The sequence below is a fragment of the Labilibaculum sp. DW002 genome, from assembly GCF_029029525.1.
Classification (GTDB): domain Bacteria; phylum Bacteroidota; class Bacteroidia; order Bacteroidales; family Marinifilaceae; genus Paralabilibaculum; species Paralabilibaculum antarcticum.
This window is the reverse complement of record NZ_JAKJSC010000001.1, coordinates 2,467,265-2,485,437: the sequence shown is the minus strand read 5'-3', so window position 1 is coordinate 2,485,437 and position 18,173 is coordinate 2,467,265. Positions and strand designations below refer to the sequence as shown.

Sequence of the window (18,173 nt, the reverse complement as noted above, 5' to 3'; positions counted from 1 at the left end):
GAGCAGATTCTTCTGCTCTTTTTTTTTGTTCTCTATTTTTTAGACTCGATATAAACGCTGAAAAAGTGGATTGTGAACACAACCTTATAACGAAAAATAAGTATAACTAGCATGATTAAGGAGAATACATTCTCTAAAATTTAGATTAACTGCTATTGTAAACTAGGACTACTGTTTTATTTATGACCGATTCTATTTTTTTAAGTTTAATTCAAAATATGGCAATATTATTGTCATTCAGTATGTTATATGAATATTTATGGGTTAAGAAAAGGAATTCAATTACAATTTGGAATAAATTGGCTAGTGGTATTATAATCGGTTTTATTGCAATTATATTGATGTTATCCTCTTGGGAGTATGAACCAGGAATGGTATTTGATACAAGATCAGTGGTTCTTTCCATTTCTGGATTATTTTTTGGGGCAATTCCAACCATTGTTGCTATGTTGGTGGCAGGAATTTACAGGTTTTCATTAGGTGGAGATGGTGTTGTAATGGGAATCGCAGTAATTGTTAGTTCTGGAAGTATTGGAATTTACTGGAACAAAACATGGAAATATTTTCCTAAGGTGAATCAATGGGTAAAGTACTTGTTAATGGGGTTTGTTGTTCACATTGCAATGCTTGCTTGTTCTATTTTTCTACCCTCCGATATCATCTGGTCTACCTTATCATATCTGATCATACCATTATTAACTGTTTATCCTCTTGCAAACCTTCTGTTGGGCTTATTTATGAGTCGACAAATGCAAAATTGGAAGAACAAGCACGCCTTAAATCATAGTGAAGAGAAATATTCTCGCTTACATGAGAATATGAATGATGCGTTTGTTGTTCTTGATAAGCAGGGAAAAGTTGTTGAGTGTAACAATGCCTATCGAGAAATGTTAGGTTATTCAAATGAAGAAATTTTATGCTTGACTTGCCATGATTTAACACCATCTAATTGGGTAGCTGTGGATAATAAAATAATGGAAGAGGAGGTTTTGGTTTACGGTAATTCGAAAATTTATGAAAAAGAGTGTACCCGAAAAGATGGCAGTTTAATTCCAATTGAAGTACGAATCCATTTGTTGAAGGACGAAAATGGAAATCCTGATGGTTTTTGGGCAATGGTAAGGGATATCTCCCAAAGAAAACAGGCGGAATTAGAAGTTGAAAATGAAAAATCTCAATTGAAAATATTGATAGAAACTGTACCAGAAATGATATGGTTAAAGAATCCTGAAGGCGTTTATCTTTCGTGTAATCGACTTTTTGAACAGTTTAATGGATTGGAAAATAATGAATTGATCGGAAAGACAGATTTTGATTTTTATCCCGAAGAGCTCGCAGAATTTTATTGGCAAAAGGATTTGGCTGTTCTGTCAAGTTCGGAGAGTGTTCGTTTTGTTAGTTGGGCAGTTTCAGCAAAAGAAGGTAAACGTATATTAACAGAAACGATAAAAACACCAATGCATGATGCTGATGGTAAATTGCTTGGGGTTTTAGGGGTTTCTAGAGATATTACAGAGATAAAAAAGACAGAGGAAGAACTCGTAAAAGCTAAAGAGAAGGCAGAGGAAAGTGATAAATTGAAATCTATATTCTTAGCAAACATGAGTCATGAAATTCGTACTCCTATGAATGCAATAATGGGGTTCTCAGAATTATTAGTAACTCCTGAAATAGACGACGATGAAAAATCTCAATATATTAATATAATACAAAGCTCGGGTAATAGATTACTTCAATTAATCGATGATATTGTGGATGTTTCAAAATTGGAGTTAGATCAATTGTCAATTAATAAATCAGAATCCAATTTGTACGAGTTATTCACACATAGTATTAATGTCTTTAAAAATGGATCCTTACTTTCAGAAAAAGTAAATGTTAATCTAAATCTAAATTTTGAAGAAAAATACCGCAATCTTTTTTTAAGCACAGATGTGAATCGATTCCAACAGATTTTAGATAATTTAATAAGTAATGCCATTCGGTTTTCAGATTCAGGAACCATTGAACTTGGATTTTCCATTAAAAAATCAGCAAAAGAGAGCTTTATTGAAGTTTATATTAAAGACGAAGGGATAGGAATACCTGAAGATAAGCAAGAATTAATATTTGAACGTTTTAGACAAGGAGACGAAGATCAATTTAATGATGGAACAGGACTTGGATTGAGTATCTCTAGAGGTCTTGTGGAACGATTGGGAGGAGAAATAAGATGTGAGTCTGAGCTTGGAAAAGGCAGTACATTCTTTTTTACGCTTCCGTTTTCACAAACGGATTTGGCTGAAGAAATTGAAGTAAACGAAAAGATTTCAAACAGTAGTTTACAGGAGAAGAATATTTTAATAGCTGAAGATGATTACAATTCATTTTTGTATTTGAAAAAGTTATTCGATGGTGAAAATGTAAATATTTCGCATGCTCATCATGGTAGTATGATTTTAAGTATGATCGATCAGTGGGCGCCCGATTTATTAATTCTTGATGTGGACATTCCTGGTAATAATTCTATGGATTATTTGGCTGAAATGAAGAGTCGAAATCTAAAAACCAAAATAATAGCTCAATCTCCATTTGGAAAAAAAGGAGAAGAAGAGAAGTTTCTTAATGCAGGTTGTCACGGTTACATTGCAATGCCAATAGAAAAAGAGGCATTCTTAGGCGAAGTGAAGAGAGTATTAGTTTAGGATCTTTTCTTTATATCTTCCATTGTGATAAGCACGATTCCAATTATGGTTAAAAGTCCACCTAGTAATTGATTGGTAGTAGGTAATATGCTCATAAATAGAAAAGCACCTAGAATAATAAAAAAACTTCTAGAGGTTCCTATTAATGTGGTTATTGAAGCATCAACGTATTTTAAGGAAGCAAAAGTTAAAGATATTCCCATAAACGGTCCTAGTATCGATCCGATTCCGATATAAAAAAGTGAGTTGAGAGAATATTGCGGTATCTGCCACGATGCAATATTGTATAGGCCAAATCCAATAAACAGAAAAAAAGTTCTACAAACCGTTACCATAGCTGGCGGTAATGACTTTATTTGCTGCCTAGCAAGCAGTAAGCTAATTCCATAAAACAAAGCAAATACCAAAGCTGCAATACTCGAAGGTTGAAGAAAGTTATTCAAATTAAAGCCTGAGCTAGTATAATTGATAAGTAAAACACCACTCAAGGTGATAACTATGCCTATTACCGCCAACAAATTGTATCTCGTTTTCAAAAAGAAAAATCCAAGTATGATTACAAAAATAGGACTTGTATTGGCAAGAAAAGATACGATAGAAGGGTTTTCGGTTAATTGAATAGATAAAAAGAAGGCAGAAATAGAAATGAGCTCTGATAAACCAATAAAAATAAGAGTTGATTTCGATTTTTTAGGAAGTTGACTAATTTTCTTTTTCTCACTAAAAAAAGTATAATACAAGAGATTGTAAAAAAGAGCCAAGCCGAACCATAGCAATCCAAATGAAGGTAAACTGATATCCTTCATGGCTAATTTGCTGAAAATATAAACATTTGAAAAACTGATGGTGGCTAAAAGTGCCAATAGACTTCCTTTCAGTTTTGATGGTTTAATCATGTTTGTAGGTATTTTCTGATGGAAGCAAATGTAGATAAATTTGTTTGCTTTTATAAAGAAGGATGTGCTCTGTTTTTATAGATATTATTAATATATTCGTCTCTATGGAATTAAATTTACTCTTTGCTGCATTGGCAACCTTCTTTTTGAATATCCCTTTTGGTTATATTCGTCAAGGATTCAGGAAATACTCGGTTAAATGGTTTGTGGCTATTCATTTACCTATCCCATTTGTTGTTTTATTTCGACACTTTTTTGGATTAGGTTTCCAGCTGTATACTTATCCAATAATGGTGAGTGCCTTTTTTCTTGGACAGTTTGCAGGCAAGAAGTTAAGAATTTACATTGATGAAAAGAAAGAAGTTACGGATATAAAAAAAGACCAGCAATAAGCTGGTCTTCTGTATTTATAAAGCAGATTATTATAATCTCTCTTTAATTTTTTTAGTCTCTTCTTCGAAACCTGGTTTTTCCAACAAAGCGAACATATTGCTCTTGTAAGCTTCAACACCTGGTTGGTCAAATGGATTAACGTCAAGAATGTAACCACTAACACCACAAGCTATTTCGAAGAAATAAAGCAATTCTCCAATATAAAACTCGTTTAATTCCGGAAGTTCAATTCTTAGGTTTGGTACACCACCATCAACATGAGCCAGCTGTGTTCCCAATTCTGCCATCTTATTTACTTCATCAACTCTTTTTCCAGCAAGGAAATTTAGTTTGTCAAGATTAGCCTTGTCTTCAGGAATTAGAACTTTATGCTTGGTTTTTGCAATTGAAACGACTGTTTCAAAGATATTGCGTCTACCTTCTTGAATATACTGACCCATTGAATGTAGGTCACAAGTGAAGTCTACTGCAGCAGGGAAAATACCTTTATTCTCTTTTCCTTCACTCTCGCCATAAAGTTGTTTCCACCATTCAGCTACGTTGTGTAGTTTAGGATTATAGTTGGCTAAGATTTCAATCTCTTTTCCTTTTGAATATAAAGCGTTTCGAGTTGAGGCATAAAGTAGTGCCGGATTCTCTTCGAATTGTGCAGTAAAAGTATATTCTTGCATTGCCTTTGCTCCGGCAACCAATTGTGTAATATCATGACCTGCAACCGCTATTGGAAGTAATCCTACCGGAGTTAATACTGAATAACGCCCCCCAACATTGTCAGGAATAACGAAAGTTTTATAACCTTCTTGATCAGCTAAAGTACGCAAAGCACCTTTTGACTCATCTGTAATTGCTACAATTCTTTCTCTGGCTTCTTCTTTTCCTACACCTTCTTCCAGTAACTCCTTAAGTAGACGGAAAGCCAGAGCAGGCTCAGTAGTCGTTCCTGATTTAGAAATTACGCAAATTCCAAATTCAATATTCTCAAGAATCTCCATCAATTCGTAAAGGTAATCTTCACTGATATTTTGTCCTGCATATAGAACCAGAGGATTCTCATTATCTGCTTGCAACATATCAAAGTTGCTTGCTAATGCATCGTTAACAGCTTTAGCTCCTAAATATGAACCTCCAATACCAATAACCACCAGAACTTCAACACGTTCTTTTATGTTTGCAGCAGTTTTTTGAATATCTTTTAACTCTTCCGATGTAATCTGCGATGGTAATTCAACCCATCCTGTGTAGTCATTGCCTTTACCTGTTCCTTCTTGAAGGGCAGTTAAATGCTTTTTACTGTCTTCTTTGTACTTAAAGATGTCGTCTTTACTAACAAAGTTCAAAGTTTTGTCGACACTTAATTTAATGTGTTCCATTTTCTTGAAATTAAGTTGTAAAATCCATAGCTGTCAGAACCGATACCCCCTCAGAGCGAAAAGACAGAAATGGCTTTACTTTATAAATAATAAATATGTTTCTAAGTTCATTGTGAATGCTCAATAACCGATTAAATCACATTCATTTATGATGCAAAAATACAATTGCAAAATTACTTTATCGTAAATCTTCCGTTAACAATTTAATTTCAATTGACGGAGCAATTTTCTCGTATAAAATATTGTAAACAGCCATGGTTATAGGCATATGTACATTATACTTTTCGTTTATTTCTTTAATACACTTTACAGCATAATAACCTTCGGCAATCATATGCATCTCAAGCTGTGCTGTTTTTACTGAATAGCCTTTTCCTACCATTGTTCCGAATGTTCTGTTACGACTAAACTGTGAATAGCAAGTTACTAAAAGGTCTCCTAAATAAGCTGAACTTTTAATATCTCTTGTAATGGGATGAACAGTATCAACAAAGCGTTTAATTTCTTGAATGGCATTGGAAATTAATACCGATTGGAAATTATCACCATATCGCAAACCGTGACAAATACCTGCAGCGATGGCAAAAACATTCTTCAAAACAGCTGCATATTCAGTCCCATAAATGTCATCTGATATGGTTGTCATGATATAAGAACATTCTAACTTGTCAGCTAAGAAACTAGCTTTCTCAGAATCCTGACAAGAAATAGTTAAATAGGATAAACGTTCCATTGCAACTTCCTCGGCATGACAAGGACCTGAGATAACCCCGATGCTATCAGTGGGGACCTGGTAAATTTTATGGAAAAAATCTCCAATAATCATATTCTCATCAGGAACAATACCTTTAATAGCTGAAACGATGAATTTATCTTCTAAACTTACTGTAAGCTTTTTTAGCGCATTTTTTAAGAAAGCAGATGGAATTGCAAATATGATCACATCTGAGTTTGAAACAACTTCATCTATATTATCCGAAAAGTTGATTTTATCGATATCAAATTCAGCACCGGTAATATATCGAGGATTGTGACTCAATTGCTTAAATTGACTAATGGTGTCTGGGTTACGCATGTACCAGTTAATCCCTTGCACATTTTCCCTAAGGATTTTTGCGATAGCAGTAGCCCAACTTCCTCCACCAATAATGGCTATTTTAGAAGATTCGTTCATATACAATTTAATAGGTCAAGTGTTAATAGAGAAAGTTTTCGTTAACGATCAGATCTCTAATTTACTAAAAATCGGAGTCGGGAAAAATTCCCGGCCTCCGATAAGGATATATTTTTTGAATTGCTAACTACGAAAGCCAAGCAAGAACTTCATCTTGTGATGGGTTTTTCAATCCCATTTTGTTTTTCTTATTGATTCCACAAATCTCTTGGTGGAATTTTGTTGATTTAATCTCTTTGATTGCAGCAACAGTTTGATATCCGGCTTTGCGAATAACTTCAACCCATTCTCTGGAAATACCTAAATCCATGAATTTCTCATCACCATCAATCACAGCTTTCTTTTCTGGTCGCATTTGAGGGAAGAATAACACATCTTGTATAGAATGAGAATCTGTCATCAACATGGTTAAACGGTCGATACCAATTCCCATACCTGATGTAGGAGGCATACCATACTCAAGAGCACGAACAAAATCCATATCGATAAACATTGCTTCGTCATCGCCATTAGCACCTAATTTTAGTTGCTCTTGGAAACGCTCCAATTGATCGATAGGGTCGTTAAGCTCTGAATAAGCATTACAAACCTCTTTACCATTAACCATTAGTTCGAAACGCTCAGTTAACTCAGGGTTTTCACGATGCTTCTTACACAATGGAGACATTTCAACTGGGTAATCAGTGATGAATGTTGGTTGAATGTAGTTACCTTCACATTTCTCACCAAAAATTTCATCAATTAATTTTCCTTTACCCATCGTTTCATCCGCTTCGATATTCAGTTTTTTACAAACTTCTCGAAGTTGAACATCATCCATTCCATTGATATCAATTCCTGTAAATTCAAGAATAGAATCAGTCATTGAAATACGTTTGAAAGGACGTTTAAAGTCAATTTCCTTATCGCCTAATCCCAATTTGGTTTTACCGTGAAGATCAAGAGCAACTTTCTCAATCATTTCTTCAGTAAAATCCATCATCCAGTTGTAGTCTTTGTAGGCTACGTAAATTTCCATTACAGTAAATTCCGGATTATGAGTACGGTCCATACCTTCGTTACGGAAATCTTTTGCAAACTCGTAAACACCATCGAAACCTCCAACGATCAAACGCTTTAGATAAAGCTCATTTGCAATACGCATATACAAAGGAATATCCAATGCATTGTGATGCGTTTCGAATGGACGAGCAGATGCACCACCTGGAATTGCTTGTAGAATTGGAGTCTCAACCTCAAGATAACCTTTGCTATTGAATAGCTCACGCATTGAGTTGATAATTTGAGTACGCTTGATAAATGTGTCTTTTACCTTAGGGTTAACAACCAAGTCAACGTAACGCTGACGGTAACGTAACTCAGGATCAGTAAAAGCATCATATACTTTACCGTCTTTTTCCTTTACAATTGGAAGAGGACGAATAGATTTTGATAGAACGGTTAACTCAGCAGTGTGAACTGAAGTTTCGCCAACTTTTGTTTTGAATACGTATCCCTTAATCCCTACAAAGTCACCTATATCCAAGAGTTTTTTGAATACTGTATTGTAAAGTGTTTTATCTTCACCTGGGCAAATGTCATCGCGGCTAATATAAACCTGAATTCGACCATTTGCATCTTGTAGTTCAATAAAAGAAGCCTTACCCATAATACGGCGGCTCATAATTCTACCTGCAATACAAACCTCTTGAAGGTTTTTCTTTTCTGGGTCGAAATCTTTTAGGATATCTGCCGAAAAGGTATTTACATGATATTGTGCTGCAGGGAATGGATTTATTCCTAATGCTTGAAGTTCTTTTAGGGAATTTCTTCTAATGACTTCTTGCTCACTAAGTTCTAACGTATTCATCTCTAATCTAATAATATTAATTTGGATGCAAAGATATAATAATATGTGCAAATAATTAATATCAATGGCTTTACTTATTGCTCTTCATTCTTTTAACCAGTTTTTAGGAGATTGTTGATGTGTGTTAATTGCTTAAAAAACAACTTAGTATGGAGGGTGTGCTTTGTTTGTTAATGCATTCTGTTTGTGTCTTTTTGTTTGTTCGAAATAAGATCTTTAAAAGAGAGAATGAAAAGACTATTGAAAAGCAAAATTTATTTGCTTAATATTGCATCAGATTAATAGTATTTAGATTTAATAAGAATAATAATTTCTATTAAACTAGCTTAAATATTAATTGAGTTTCGGTAAAATATTAATTGTTTCGAATACCTTTGCGTAATTGATATTTTATCTCTAAGATTTATTTTATTGTGACGTTTCCTGATGAGGTTCAGGTGTTTATTCAAATGAGTTTTCCGAGAGAAGCGAACTTGATAATAAGATACCAAATTGAGAATTAAAAGCTTTGTTCTGGAAAGTAATAAGCATTAAGAAGATGAAGATGAAGAGAAAACCAGATTGGTTGAAAATACAATTGCCTAAGGGCGATGATTACTCATATGTGAATGGAATTGTTCGCGATCATGGTTTGCACACAATTTGCTCAAGCGGAAAATGTCCCAATGTAGGAGAATGTTGGGGTAATGGAACCGCAACTTTCATGATATTGGGAAATATCTGCACAAGAGCCTGTAAGTTTTGTAATGTAAAAACGGGTAAACCTCTTGCAGCAGATTGGAAGGAGCCACGTCGTTTGGCCAAATCTATTAAGTTGATGAAACTTAAGCATGCGGTTATCACATCGGTAGATCGTGATGATCTTGAAGATGGTGGATCTGGGATTTGGGCTGAAACCATTAAGGAAATCAGAAAGAATAACCCAACTACGACATTAGAAGTCTTGATTCCAGATTTTAATGGTAAGGAAGAAGATATTCAGCGAGTAATAGATGAGAAGCCAGAAGTGATTTCTCACAATCTGGAAACGGTTCGTCGACTAACGCCTGAAGTGCGTAGCCGTGCCAAATATGATTTAAGCTTACAGGTTCTGAAGCAAATAGCTGATTCAGGAATTGTTGCTAAATCCGGAATTATGCTGGGTTTAGGTGAAACAGAAGAAGAAATCTATCAGGTAATGGATGATTTGTTGGCAGTAGGTGTTAAGGTGATGACAATTGGACAATACCTTCAACCATCTCGTCAGCACTTAGCTGTTGAGGAGTATGTAACACCTGAAACTTTCAAGAAATATGAAACTGTAGGTTTGGAAAAAGGATTTACATTCTGTGAGAGTACGCCTTTGGTGCGTTCATCTTACCATGCAGAGCGACATGTAAATGCGTTGAATTTAAAACAGACTTTGAAAAATGACTAAGACTATTTTTCGCGATCTTGGATCAATCGATTATAAGGAAGCTTGGGATTATCAGGAAGAATTATTTGATGAGGTTTTAAAATCGAAACAAGATAATGCTGATTTGCCAGCTGAAGAAAAGAAGCTGAGCAATAACTATCTTTTATTCTGCGAGCATCCTCATGTGTATACTATTGGGAAAAGTGGTAAAGAGCAGAACATGCTACTTAATATGATTCAGCTACAAGCGAAAAATGCTACTTTCCATAAGATTAATAGAGGGGGTGACATTACTTATCATGGACCAGGGCAAATTGTAGGTTATCCAATTCTAAATTTGGAGACTTACGATATGGGAATTAAAAACTATATCGATAATCTCGAACAAGCGGTAATTAATTGTATTGCTGATTATGGATTAGAAGGTCATCGTCTTGAAGGTGCAACAGGTGTTTGGCTGGATATTGATAAACCAAGTGTTCGAAAGATCTGTGCCATAGGTGTTCGTGTAAGCAGATGGGTGAGTATGCACGGTTTTGCTTTTAATGTAAACACCGATTTAGACTATTTTGGATATATAAATCCATGTGGTTTTCAAGACAAGGGAGTCACATCTTTAAAAAAAGAACTGGGTAAAGAGCTTGATATCGAGGAGGTAAAACATAACTTGAAAAATCATATCGCTAACTTGTTTGATATGACGTTTAAAAATGACTAATTTCCCGTTCTAAAGATCGAACTATGGATAAAAGATGGGTAATCAAAGAGCCGGGAGATGAGGAAACGGTTTCAACACTGATGGATTCATTAGGTGTAGATCGTTTAGTCGCAAACTTGCTGGTGCAGCGAGGGATTACCTCATTCGATTCTGCAAAGAAATTTTTTCGACCAAGTCTCGACGATTTGCATGACCCGTTTTTAATGAAAGATATGGATAAGGCTGTGACCAGATTGATCACAGCCTTAAACAATCAAGAGCGTGTCATGATCTATGGTGACTACGATGTTGATGGAACAACATCGGTTGCTTTGGTTTATACCTTCCTAAAAAAACATTTCGACTATATCGATTATTACATTCCTGATCGTTATTCTGAAGGCTATGGTATTTCTTTAAAGGGAATCGATTTTGCAGCTGAAAGTAAAGTGACTTTGGTCATAGCATTGGATTGTGGTATTAAAGCCATGGAGAAAATTGCATATGCCAAAGAAAAGGGCGTTGATTTCATCATCTGCGATCACCATACACCAGATGAGATTTTACCTGAGGCAACAGCAGTTTTAGATCCTAAGCGTGTAGATTGTGAATATCCTTGTGATTGTCTATCGGGATGTGGTGTTGGTTTTAAGTTAATGCAAGGCTTGAGTCAACAACTTAATTGGCCTTTTGAGAATTTAGTTCCTTTGTTGGATTTGGTTGCTGTGAGTATAGCATCAGATATTGTGCCTATTGAAAATGAGAATCGAGTTTTAGCGCATTATGGACTAATTCAACTGAATAACACACCACGATTAGGCTTAAAAACAATTTTAAATTTAGCTGGTGTCGAAAAAGACTTGACAATTAATGATGTTGTCTTTAAGGTTGGACCGAGAATTAATGCAGCAGGTCGTATTCAATCTGGAAATAGAGCAGTTCAATTGTTGATTGCTGATACAATGGATTCGGCTAAATTAATTGGCGATACCATTAATGTAATGAATGAGGATCGCAAAGAGCTAGATCATACAATAACTGATGAGGCTCTAGATCGAGTTGCTAAAAGTCAAACTTTGTTAGCCAAGAAGAGTACAGTCCTTTTCGATAGAAACTGGCACAAAGGTGTTATTGGGATTGTTGCTTCACGAATGATTGAAACCTATTACCGCCCAACTGTTATCTTAACAGAATCGAATGGAATGGCTACCGGTTCTGCACGATCGGTTGATGGATTCGATTTATATCAGGCTATATCGGCTTGTAGTGATCTTTTAGAAAATTTTGGGGGACATAAATATGCCGCTGGTCTTACAATGAAGTTGGCAAATGTAAGTGAATTTCAGCAACGATTCGAAGAGTACGTTCAACACAATATTTCGGATGATATGTTGGTACCTCAAATAAAAATTGATGCCAAAATTAAACTTTCCGATATTACACCAAAGTTTTATCGCTTGTTAAAGCAATTTGAGCCTTTCGGGCCCAAAAATATGACACCTATTTTCATTAGTGAAGATGTGGTGGATTACGGCTATTCACGTCAGGTTGGTAGAAATAAAGAACATCTAAAATTATCTGTGGTCGATGATATTCGTGATGGTAATGTAATAAGTGGAATTGCATTCCAAATGGGCAATATGTATCCAAAAATTGCAAAAGGGTCGCCTTTCAATATATGCTATTCGTTGCAAGAGAATGAATACATGGGTAAGGTTGAAACTCAAATGATGGTTCGAGATATTAAATTATAAGAATTAGCTAATTGGAGTTTTGTACTAACTAATCGGAGTGCTGTTCTAGCTCTTCGGAGTCTTGCACTAGCTAATCGGAGTGCTGTTCTAACTCTTCGGAGTCATGCACTAACTAATCGGAGTGCTGTTCTAACACTTCGGAGTCTTGCACTAACTAATCGGAATGCTATTCTAACTCTTCGGACTGTCTTCTCCTGAAATAGCTTGAAAGATTATTTGAATCAAAGCTTCATTCAAAAGAGATGTAATTCGGATTTGATCTTAGGTACTTCATTATTATCTTTGCGCCAATTTGTGAAATCTTAAACCTATTTTATGATCCTATCTCAAGAAAATGGGGCTCCGAACTTCGACAGCCCAGCAAAAAGAATTATTGTCGGGGTACAGTTTTTATTTGTTGCTTTCGGAGCAACTGTTCTCGTTCCTCTTCTTGTCGGTATTGATCCGGCAGTAGCACTATTCACAGCAGGAGTCGGCACCCTTATCTTTCATTTGATAACAAAGGGTATGGTTCCTGTTTTTTTAGGCAGTAGTTTTGCCTTTATTGCACCTATTGTAGCCGCAACTGAGCTTTACGGCTTTGCCGGAACTCTATCAGGATTAATAGCAGTTGGTGTGGTTTACGGTATTGTTTCAGGAATTATTAAAACCTGGGGGCTCCGAGTAATCGAAAAAATTTTCCCGGCAGTAGTTGTTGGACCTGTTATCATGATTATTGGTTTATCTTTAGCTCCTGTAGCTGTTAATATGGCTAAAACAAACTGGGCTATTGCTTCTGTCGTTTTACTTACAGCCGTTTTGATTGTTGTTTACGCAAAAGGTATTATGAAATTGATTCCTATTTTTTGTGGAATCATCGTTGGATATATCCTTTCTATCATATTAGGTGCTGTTGATTTCACACCTATCCAGGAAGCTTCATGGATTGCTTTACCAGAATTCGTAAGACCAGAATTCTCTTGGGGAGCTATTCTTTATATGTTACCTGTAGCTGTTGCTCCGGTAATTGAACACGTTGGTGACATGTATGCAATTGGCGGAGTAGCAAACAAAGAATTTGTTAAAAAACCTGGTTTACACCGTACTATCTTAGGTGATGGTGTGGCAACTGCTTTTGCAGGATTTTTTGGTGGGCCACCAAACACAACTTATTCAGAGGTGACTGGTGCTATCGCTCTTACAAAAATTACAAACCCAGCTATTCTGAGAATTGCGGCAATTACAGCTATCTGTTTTTCAGTTATTGGAAAAGTAAGTGCATTCCTTAAAACAATTCCACAGGCTGTATTAGGTGGTATTATGCTTCTTCTTTTCGGTATGATTGCCAGTATTGGTATCAAAACTCTAATAGAAGCCAAAGCTGATTTCAGCAAGACAAGAAATCAAGTTATCATTTCTATTATTTTGACTGTTGGAATTGGTGGAGCCCAGATTTCGTATGACAATTTCTCTTTAGCAGGAATTGGTTTAGCATCGGTAGTAGGTGTTGTTTTAAACCTTATTTTACCAGACAAATCGAAAGCGATTAAAGGAAGTGAAGAGAGCTAAAATTGTTTCTTTTTATAGATATAAAAAAGGCCCCAATTTGGGGCCTTTTCTTGTCTAACTAATTACCATTATGCACTAAGATTTATTGGGCTAATGTTTTTGTCTAAATGTATATCTTCCAAATTCGAATTGGTGTTTTTCGTCTTCACGGATATAAGATCCTTTATTGTCGCAAAGTCCGTCGCCAAAATTGTAGATTACGGCTTCATCTTCAATTGTAAATTCTGTTTCTCCCGATAGAATAAACTCACAAGCTCTACTTATTAACAATGGTGTTAATATCTTCGATTTGTATTCCCTATTTTCAGAATTTGTACCGTAAGTGTCACCAGAAATTAAGAATTGATCATCCCAAGGATTTTCTGGCGTTTCAAATCCCTCTATCCATTCTTTGATTTTATTACCAGCTATACTATAGCTTAAGCCACTTTCGCAAGTGAATAAAAGGCTATCATATGAAATGGAGAAACTAGGTTGATCGTAATTATTATAGCCCATTGATTTTATAGTAATAGAACCATCAACTTTCATTTTATTGATATAAAAATTGTTGAATTTGATTTCTTGTTCCGATTGATTTTGGCTAAATCGACCTTTTATTTGAGTAATGATTTCTCCCCGTTTTAATCTTCCTAAATGATCTGTTTGGTCTGTGTTTCCATAATTTATACTAAGCGTAGTGAGGCTGTTTTCAGATGCTTCTTGCTGTATTTTAACAAGAGGAATTGAATCTCTTTTGGTATTGTCCTTTATGTTGGTACCGTAATCGGCTTGAATTACGTTTTTTTCAATTTCGCAAAGTAGATCTTCTAATATGCAATTGACCATTGCATTCTCTTCAATATTTAAAGGGTTGGTAATTTGAATTTCCATGTCCATTACTTCTTCATCAGTAGAACATGCAACACCTATTAATAAAAATATCCAAATAAATAATCTTGTCGTCCTCATATCGCTCTCCTTATCTGTCTAACTACAAGTTCTTAAACGAGACAAAACGAATAAAGTTTGGATGAATCAATATAAATTAATGACCAACAATCATAATATCCACGTTAATGCTTGTGGATTGTTTTTCGGAATTTTCAATAGTTAACTACTTTGCCTAAATTTTAAGTGTACAAAAAAAGTCCTTTTCGCAACTGCGAAAAGGACTTTTAAATATGAGAAACTGCGAAATTATTCGCCGATGTTGTAAACGTATTTCAATACAAATAAAATTGCGATTATAAGCATTGCAATATTCACTTCTTTGTATCTACCAGTTAACACTTTCAATATAACGTAAGAAAGCATACCAAATGCGATACCTTCAGCAATACTGTAAGTAAGTGGCATCATGATCATGGTCAAGAAAGCAGGAATAAATTCCGTGTAATCTTCAAAATCAATTTTAGTAATTGGACTCATCATGAAAATACCAATAATTACCAATACTGAAGAACTAGCTGCAGCAGGAATCATGGTAAATAATGGAGTGAAGAACAATGCTAAAAAGAACATTACAGCAACAGTTAATGAAGTCATACCTGTTTTACCACCTTCAGCAACACCAGCAGCACTTTCTACATAAGTAGTAACTGTTGAAGTTCCTAAGATAGCACCAGCAGTTGTACCAACAGCATCAGCTAAAAGAGCTTGCTTAGCACGAGGTACTTTTCCATCTTCTGTTAAGATATCAGCTTTAGAAGCTACACCTACAAGTGTTCCTACAGTATCGAACATATCAACAAAAAGGAATACAAATAGTATCGTTACAAATTTCCAAGTTAAGATTTCATCCCAACCTACAAATTTAAAGAAGATAGGCTCAAGAGAAGGAGGAAGACTCATGATTCCGCCATCCTTAGGTAAGTTCGTAATGTCTAAGCCTGGGATTAAACCAATAACAGTAACTGCTAATAATCCGATTAGGATAGCACCTTTAACCTTGCGAACCAAAAGAACACCAATAATGATGATACCAGCAATACATAGTAATGCACCTGGAGCATGTAGGTTACCTAAGTGAACAGGAATACCTTGTCCTTGTACAATAATTGCAACATCTTGGTGAGCTAATCCGATAAAGGCAATAAAAAGACCAATACCTACCGAAATAGCGTGCTTGATATTTTTAGGAATCGAATTGATAATTGCTTCACGAACATTAAAGAAGGTTAGTAATAAAAAGATGATACCTTCAGCAAGAACAGCTGTTAGAGCTAATTGCCAGCTACATCCCATTACACCACAAACAGTGAAAGCGAAAAATGCATTTAATCCCATTCCTGGAGCCAAAGCAAATGGAAGTTTTGCAACTAAAGCCATAACTAAAGTTGCGATTACTGCTGATAAAGCAGTAGCAGTCATAACCGCACCGTAATCCATTCCTGCAACAGAAAGGAAATAAGGGTTAACGGCTAAAATATATGCCATTGTAGCAAATGTTGTTAAACCAGCGACAATTTCTGTCTTCATGGTTGAACCTTGCCCAGTAATATTAAAAAACTTATCTAACATGATTGTTTGTTTTTAATTTGGTTTGGATTAGAAGTTCCACTTAACTGCTAAAGTAGGACGTACTTTGAATTTCTCTACACCAGCAAAATTGTTAGAGATTTCAACTTCACCACCAAAAGAAAACTGCTTGTTTACATTATACCAAAGCTGTGGCTCTGTTAAGAAAATAGTGTTATCATTTAATCCATTTTCTGTCCAAAGGTCAGCAAAACCAGAGAAAGTCATTTTTCCTTCAAACATGTTTACGTACCATGTACCTGTAACCTGGAAGTTTCCTTTGTCAGCATCTTTAATTGCTTTATAACCTGCATATGTAGAGAACCCCCATTTTGCACTTCCTTGAGAATAGTTAGCACCCAAGATCCATGCATCGTTAATTGTGTAACCGAAGTTTTCATTATTTCCAACACCACCGTTATACTCAATGTGTAAACCGATAGGCATTTTTTCTGTTTTTAATACACGAGCAATCTCGAAGTAACCTTGGTTGATTCCATTCTCAGCATCGTAATCAAAATCGATAAAGGTAAAAGTGTTACCCCATTTGTCCACTTTAAACATTTCGAATGTTGTAGTGAAATGTCCTCGCTCAAAATCGCGGTGCAATTGTAAGTTTTGAGCATTTACAGCAAAAGCTGAAAGAATAGCGAAAATTGTAAGTAGTTTTTTCATCTTTAAAAGATTGTTTTAGTAAATAAAATAGGTTGTTTAAAAAATAAAATGGTTGTTCAATTCTTTATAATATCGTTTAGATGATTGACCACATTAGGGCAACCTGTCTGTTTTAATTTTTCTATGGATTGATGTCCTGCTGCAATTAATATGCATTGGCAACCCAATTCCTGTGAAACTTCATAGTCATGAACCGTATCACCTAATAAACAAACCTCATTTGCTGCTAGCTGATGTTTTTCAATCATTTTTTTTCCATTCTCAATTTTAGAACTTGCATAAATGTTATCAATTCCAGATACTTCGGAGAAAAAAGTGCTAATATTTTCGGTTTTAACCGATTTGTTAAGCATGTTTTGCTCCATTGCCGAAAGGATAAATTGTTTTTTGCCCAAACTTTTGAATTGAGAAAGAAGCTGAATTGCTTCAGGAAATATATTTGAGTCAGGTAAAAGAGAAGTGTACAAAGAAATAAATTCCTTTGCAGTGATATCCCAATCTTCTTTATTAAAGTTGAACCCAACAGTTTCGTAGTATTTTTTTACAGGAAAAGTAAATACCTCACGGTATTGATCTTTGCTTAAAAGAGGAAGTTCTCTTTTTGTTAGCATTGTATTGATGCACTGCACACCAATAGATAAATCATCTAAAAGTGTTCCGTTGTAATCCCAAATTATAGCTTTGCTGTCTATCATGCCAATTGGGATTTAGGAGTTGATATTGCACCAGTTGCTGCACTAGTTACTTTTTGAATGTCTTGAGGAGTTACTTTTAGTTGTTTGCCCCTTAGTCCAGCACTAATTAAAATGTGATCTAGTTCAAATGCACTATCATCGATGAAAAGTGGAAAATCTTTTTTCATGCCCAGTGGAGAACAGCCACCACGAACGTAACCAGTTAGTTCCAAGATATCTTTCATTGGAACCATGGCACATTTTTTATTACCACTAAGATTTGCGAATGCTTTAAGATCTAATTCGGAAGCTCCAGGAATGCAAGCAAGGATAAGGCCTGTTTTATCACCCGAAAGGACAAGAGTTTTATAGACAAATCGAATATTCTGACCTGTTTTCTCAGCTACGCGTGCAGCACCCAATTCTATTGGATCAACATCGTAGTCGATAATCTCATATTCTATTTTTGCTCGATCTAGTATGCGAGCTGCATTTGTCTTCTTCATCCTTTTGTTTTTTGGCCAATTTAGATAACTATTGTAATCTTAATTGGAAACTACCAGT

The 18,173-nt window shown here is 35.3% G+C and carries 15 protein-coding genes; 6 read left to right on the top strand and 9 right to left on the bottom strand.

Annotated features, from left to right (window positions below; genetic code table 11):
• The first annotated feature begins 218 nt into the window (after window positions 1-218).
• On the top strand, window positions 219-2,684 hold the full coding sequence (locus L3049_RS09830; protein WP_275109633.1) for a PAS domain S-box protein: 2,466 nt from the start codon (window positions 219-221) through the stop codon (window positions 2,682-2,684).
• On the opposite strand, the gene L3049_RS09825 is transcribed toward L3049_RS09830, so the two are convergent.
• Window positions 2,681-3,580 carry a DMT family transporter gene (locus L3049_RS09825; RefSeq protein WP_275109632.1) on the bottom strand — a complete coding sequence of 300 codons (900 nt, stop codon included), beginning with the start codon at window positions 3,578-3,580 and terminating at the stop codon, window positions 2,681-2,683. The genes L3049_RS09830 and L3049_RS09825 overlap by 4 nt on opposite strands.
• Before the next feature lie 104 nt (window positions 3,581-3,684).
• Between L3049_RS09825 and L3049_RS09820 the strand changes: the two genes are divergently transcribed.
• Window positions 3,685-3,972: a hypothetical protein gene (locus L3049_RS09820; RefSeq protein ID WP_275109631.1), complete on the top strand. Its 288-nt coding sequence runs from the start codon at window positions 3,685-3,687 to the stop codon at window positions 3,970-3,972.
• A gap of 30 nt (window positions 3,973-4,002) precedes the next feature.
• On the opposite strand, the gene L3049_RS09815 is transcribed toward L3049_RS09820, so the two are convergent.
• From L3049_RS09815 to lysS, 3 genes are all read right to left on the bottom strand, one after another.
• Window positions 4,003-5,343, bottom strand: a complete 1,341-nt coding sequence (locus L3049_RS09815; protein ID WP_275109630.1) for a glucose-6-phosphate isomerase — start codon at window positions 5,341-5,343, stop codon at window positions 4,003-4,005.
• A gap of 178 nt (window positions 5,344-5,521) precedes the next feature.
• The gene (locus L3049_RS09810; RefSeq protein WP_275109629.1) at window positions 5,522-6,517 is read right to left on the bottom strand and encodes an NAD(P)H-dependent glycerol-3-phosphate dehydrogenase; all 996 of its coding nucleotides are present in this window, start codon (window positions 6,515-6,517) and stop codon (window positions 5,522-5,524) included.
• Between the two features lie 127 nt (window positions 6,518-6,644).
• Window positions 6,645-8,366 (bottom strand): lysine--tRNA ligase, encoded by a 1,722-nt coding sequence (gene lysS, locus L3049_RS09805; protein ID WP_275109628.1) that lies wholly within the window; start codon window positions 8,364-8,366, stop codon window positions 6,645-6,647.
• Between the two features lie 538 nt (window positions 8,367-8,904).
• Between lysS and lipA the strand changes: the two genes are divergently transcribed.
• From lipA to L3049_RS09785, 4 genes are all read left to right on the top strand, one after another.
• Window positions 8,905-9,783 (top strand): lipoyl synthase, encoded by an 879-nt coding sequence (gene lipA / locus L3049_RS09800; protein WP_275109627.1) that lies wholly within the window; start codon window positions 8,905-8,907, stop codon window positions 9,781-9,783.
• Window positions 9,776-10,480, top strand: coding sequence for a lipoyl(octanoyl) transferase LipB (gene lipB / locus L3049_RS09795; protein ID WP_275109626.1), 705 nt, complete (start codon window positions 9,776-9,778; stop codon window positions 10,478-10,480). Before lipA ends, lipB begins: the two co-directional genes overlap by 8 nt.
• 23 nt (window positions 10,481-10,503) lie before the next feature.
• Entirely contained in the window at window positions 10,504-12,213 is a 1,710-nt protein-coding gene (gene recJ, locus L3049_RS09790; protein WP_275109625.1) for a single-stranded-DNA-specific exonuclease RecJ, read from the top strand.
• Between the two features lie 315 nt (window positions 12,214-12,528).
• Window positions 12,529-13,761 (top strand): uracil-xanthine permease family protein, encoded by a 1,233-nt coding sequence (locus tag L3049_RS09785; protein WP_275109624.1) that lies wholly within the window; start codon window positions 12,529-12,531, stop codon window positions 13,759-13,761.
• A 90-nt stretch (window positions 13,762-13,851) separates the two neighbouring features.
• Here L3049_RS09785 and L3049_RS09780 read toward each other — a convergent pair whose 3' ends face one another.
• From L3049_RS09780 to ybaK, 5 genes are all read right to left on the bottom strand, one after another.
• A complete protein-coding gene (locus L3049_RS09780) occupies window positions 13,852-14,712 on the bottom strand; it encodes a hypothetical protein (RefSeq protein WP_275109623.1) in 861 nt (286 codons plus the stop codon).
• Between the two features lie 228 nt (window positions 14,713-14,940).
• Window positions 14,941-16,263, bottom strand: a complete 1,323-nt coding sequence (locus L3049_RS09775; RefSeq protein WP_275109622.1) for an NCS2 family permease — start codon at window positions 16,261-16,263, stop codon at window positions 14,941-14,943.
• A gap of 27 nt (window positions 16,264-16,290) precedes the next feature.
• Entirely contained in the window at window positions 16,291-16,935 is a 645-nt protein-coding gene (locus tag L3049_RS09770; protein WP_275109621.1) for a DUF5020 family protein, read from the bottom strand.
• Window positions 16,936-16,991: 56 nt separating this feature from the next.
• Window positions 16,992-17,630, bottom strand: a complete 639-nt coding sequence (locus tag L3049_RS09765) for an HAD family hydrolase (protein WP_275109620.1) — start codon at window positions 17,628-17,630, stop codon at window positions 16,992-16,994.
• Window positions 17,627-18,115: a Cys-tRNA(Pro) deacylase gene (ybaK, locus tag L3049_RS09760; protein WP_275109619.1), complete on the bottom strand. Its 489-nt coding sequence runs from the start codon at window positions 18,113-18,115 to the stop codon at window positions 17,627-17,629. The genes L3049_RS09765 and ybaK overlap by 4 nt, the downstream gene beginning before the upstream one ends.
• Window positions 18,116-18,173 lie beyond the last annotated feature (58 nt).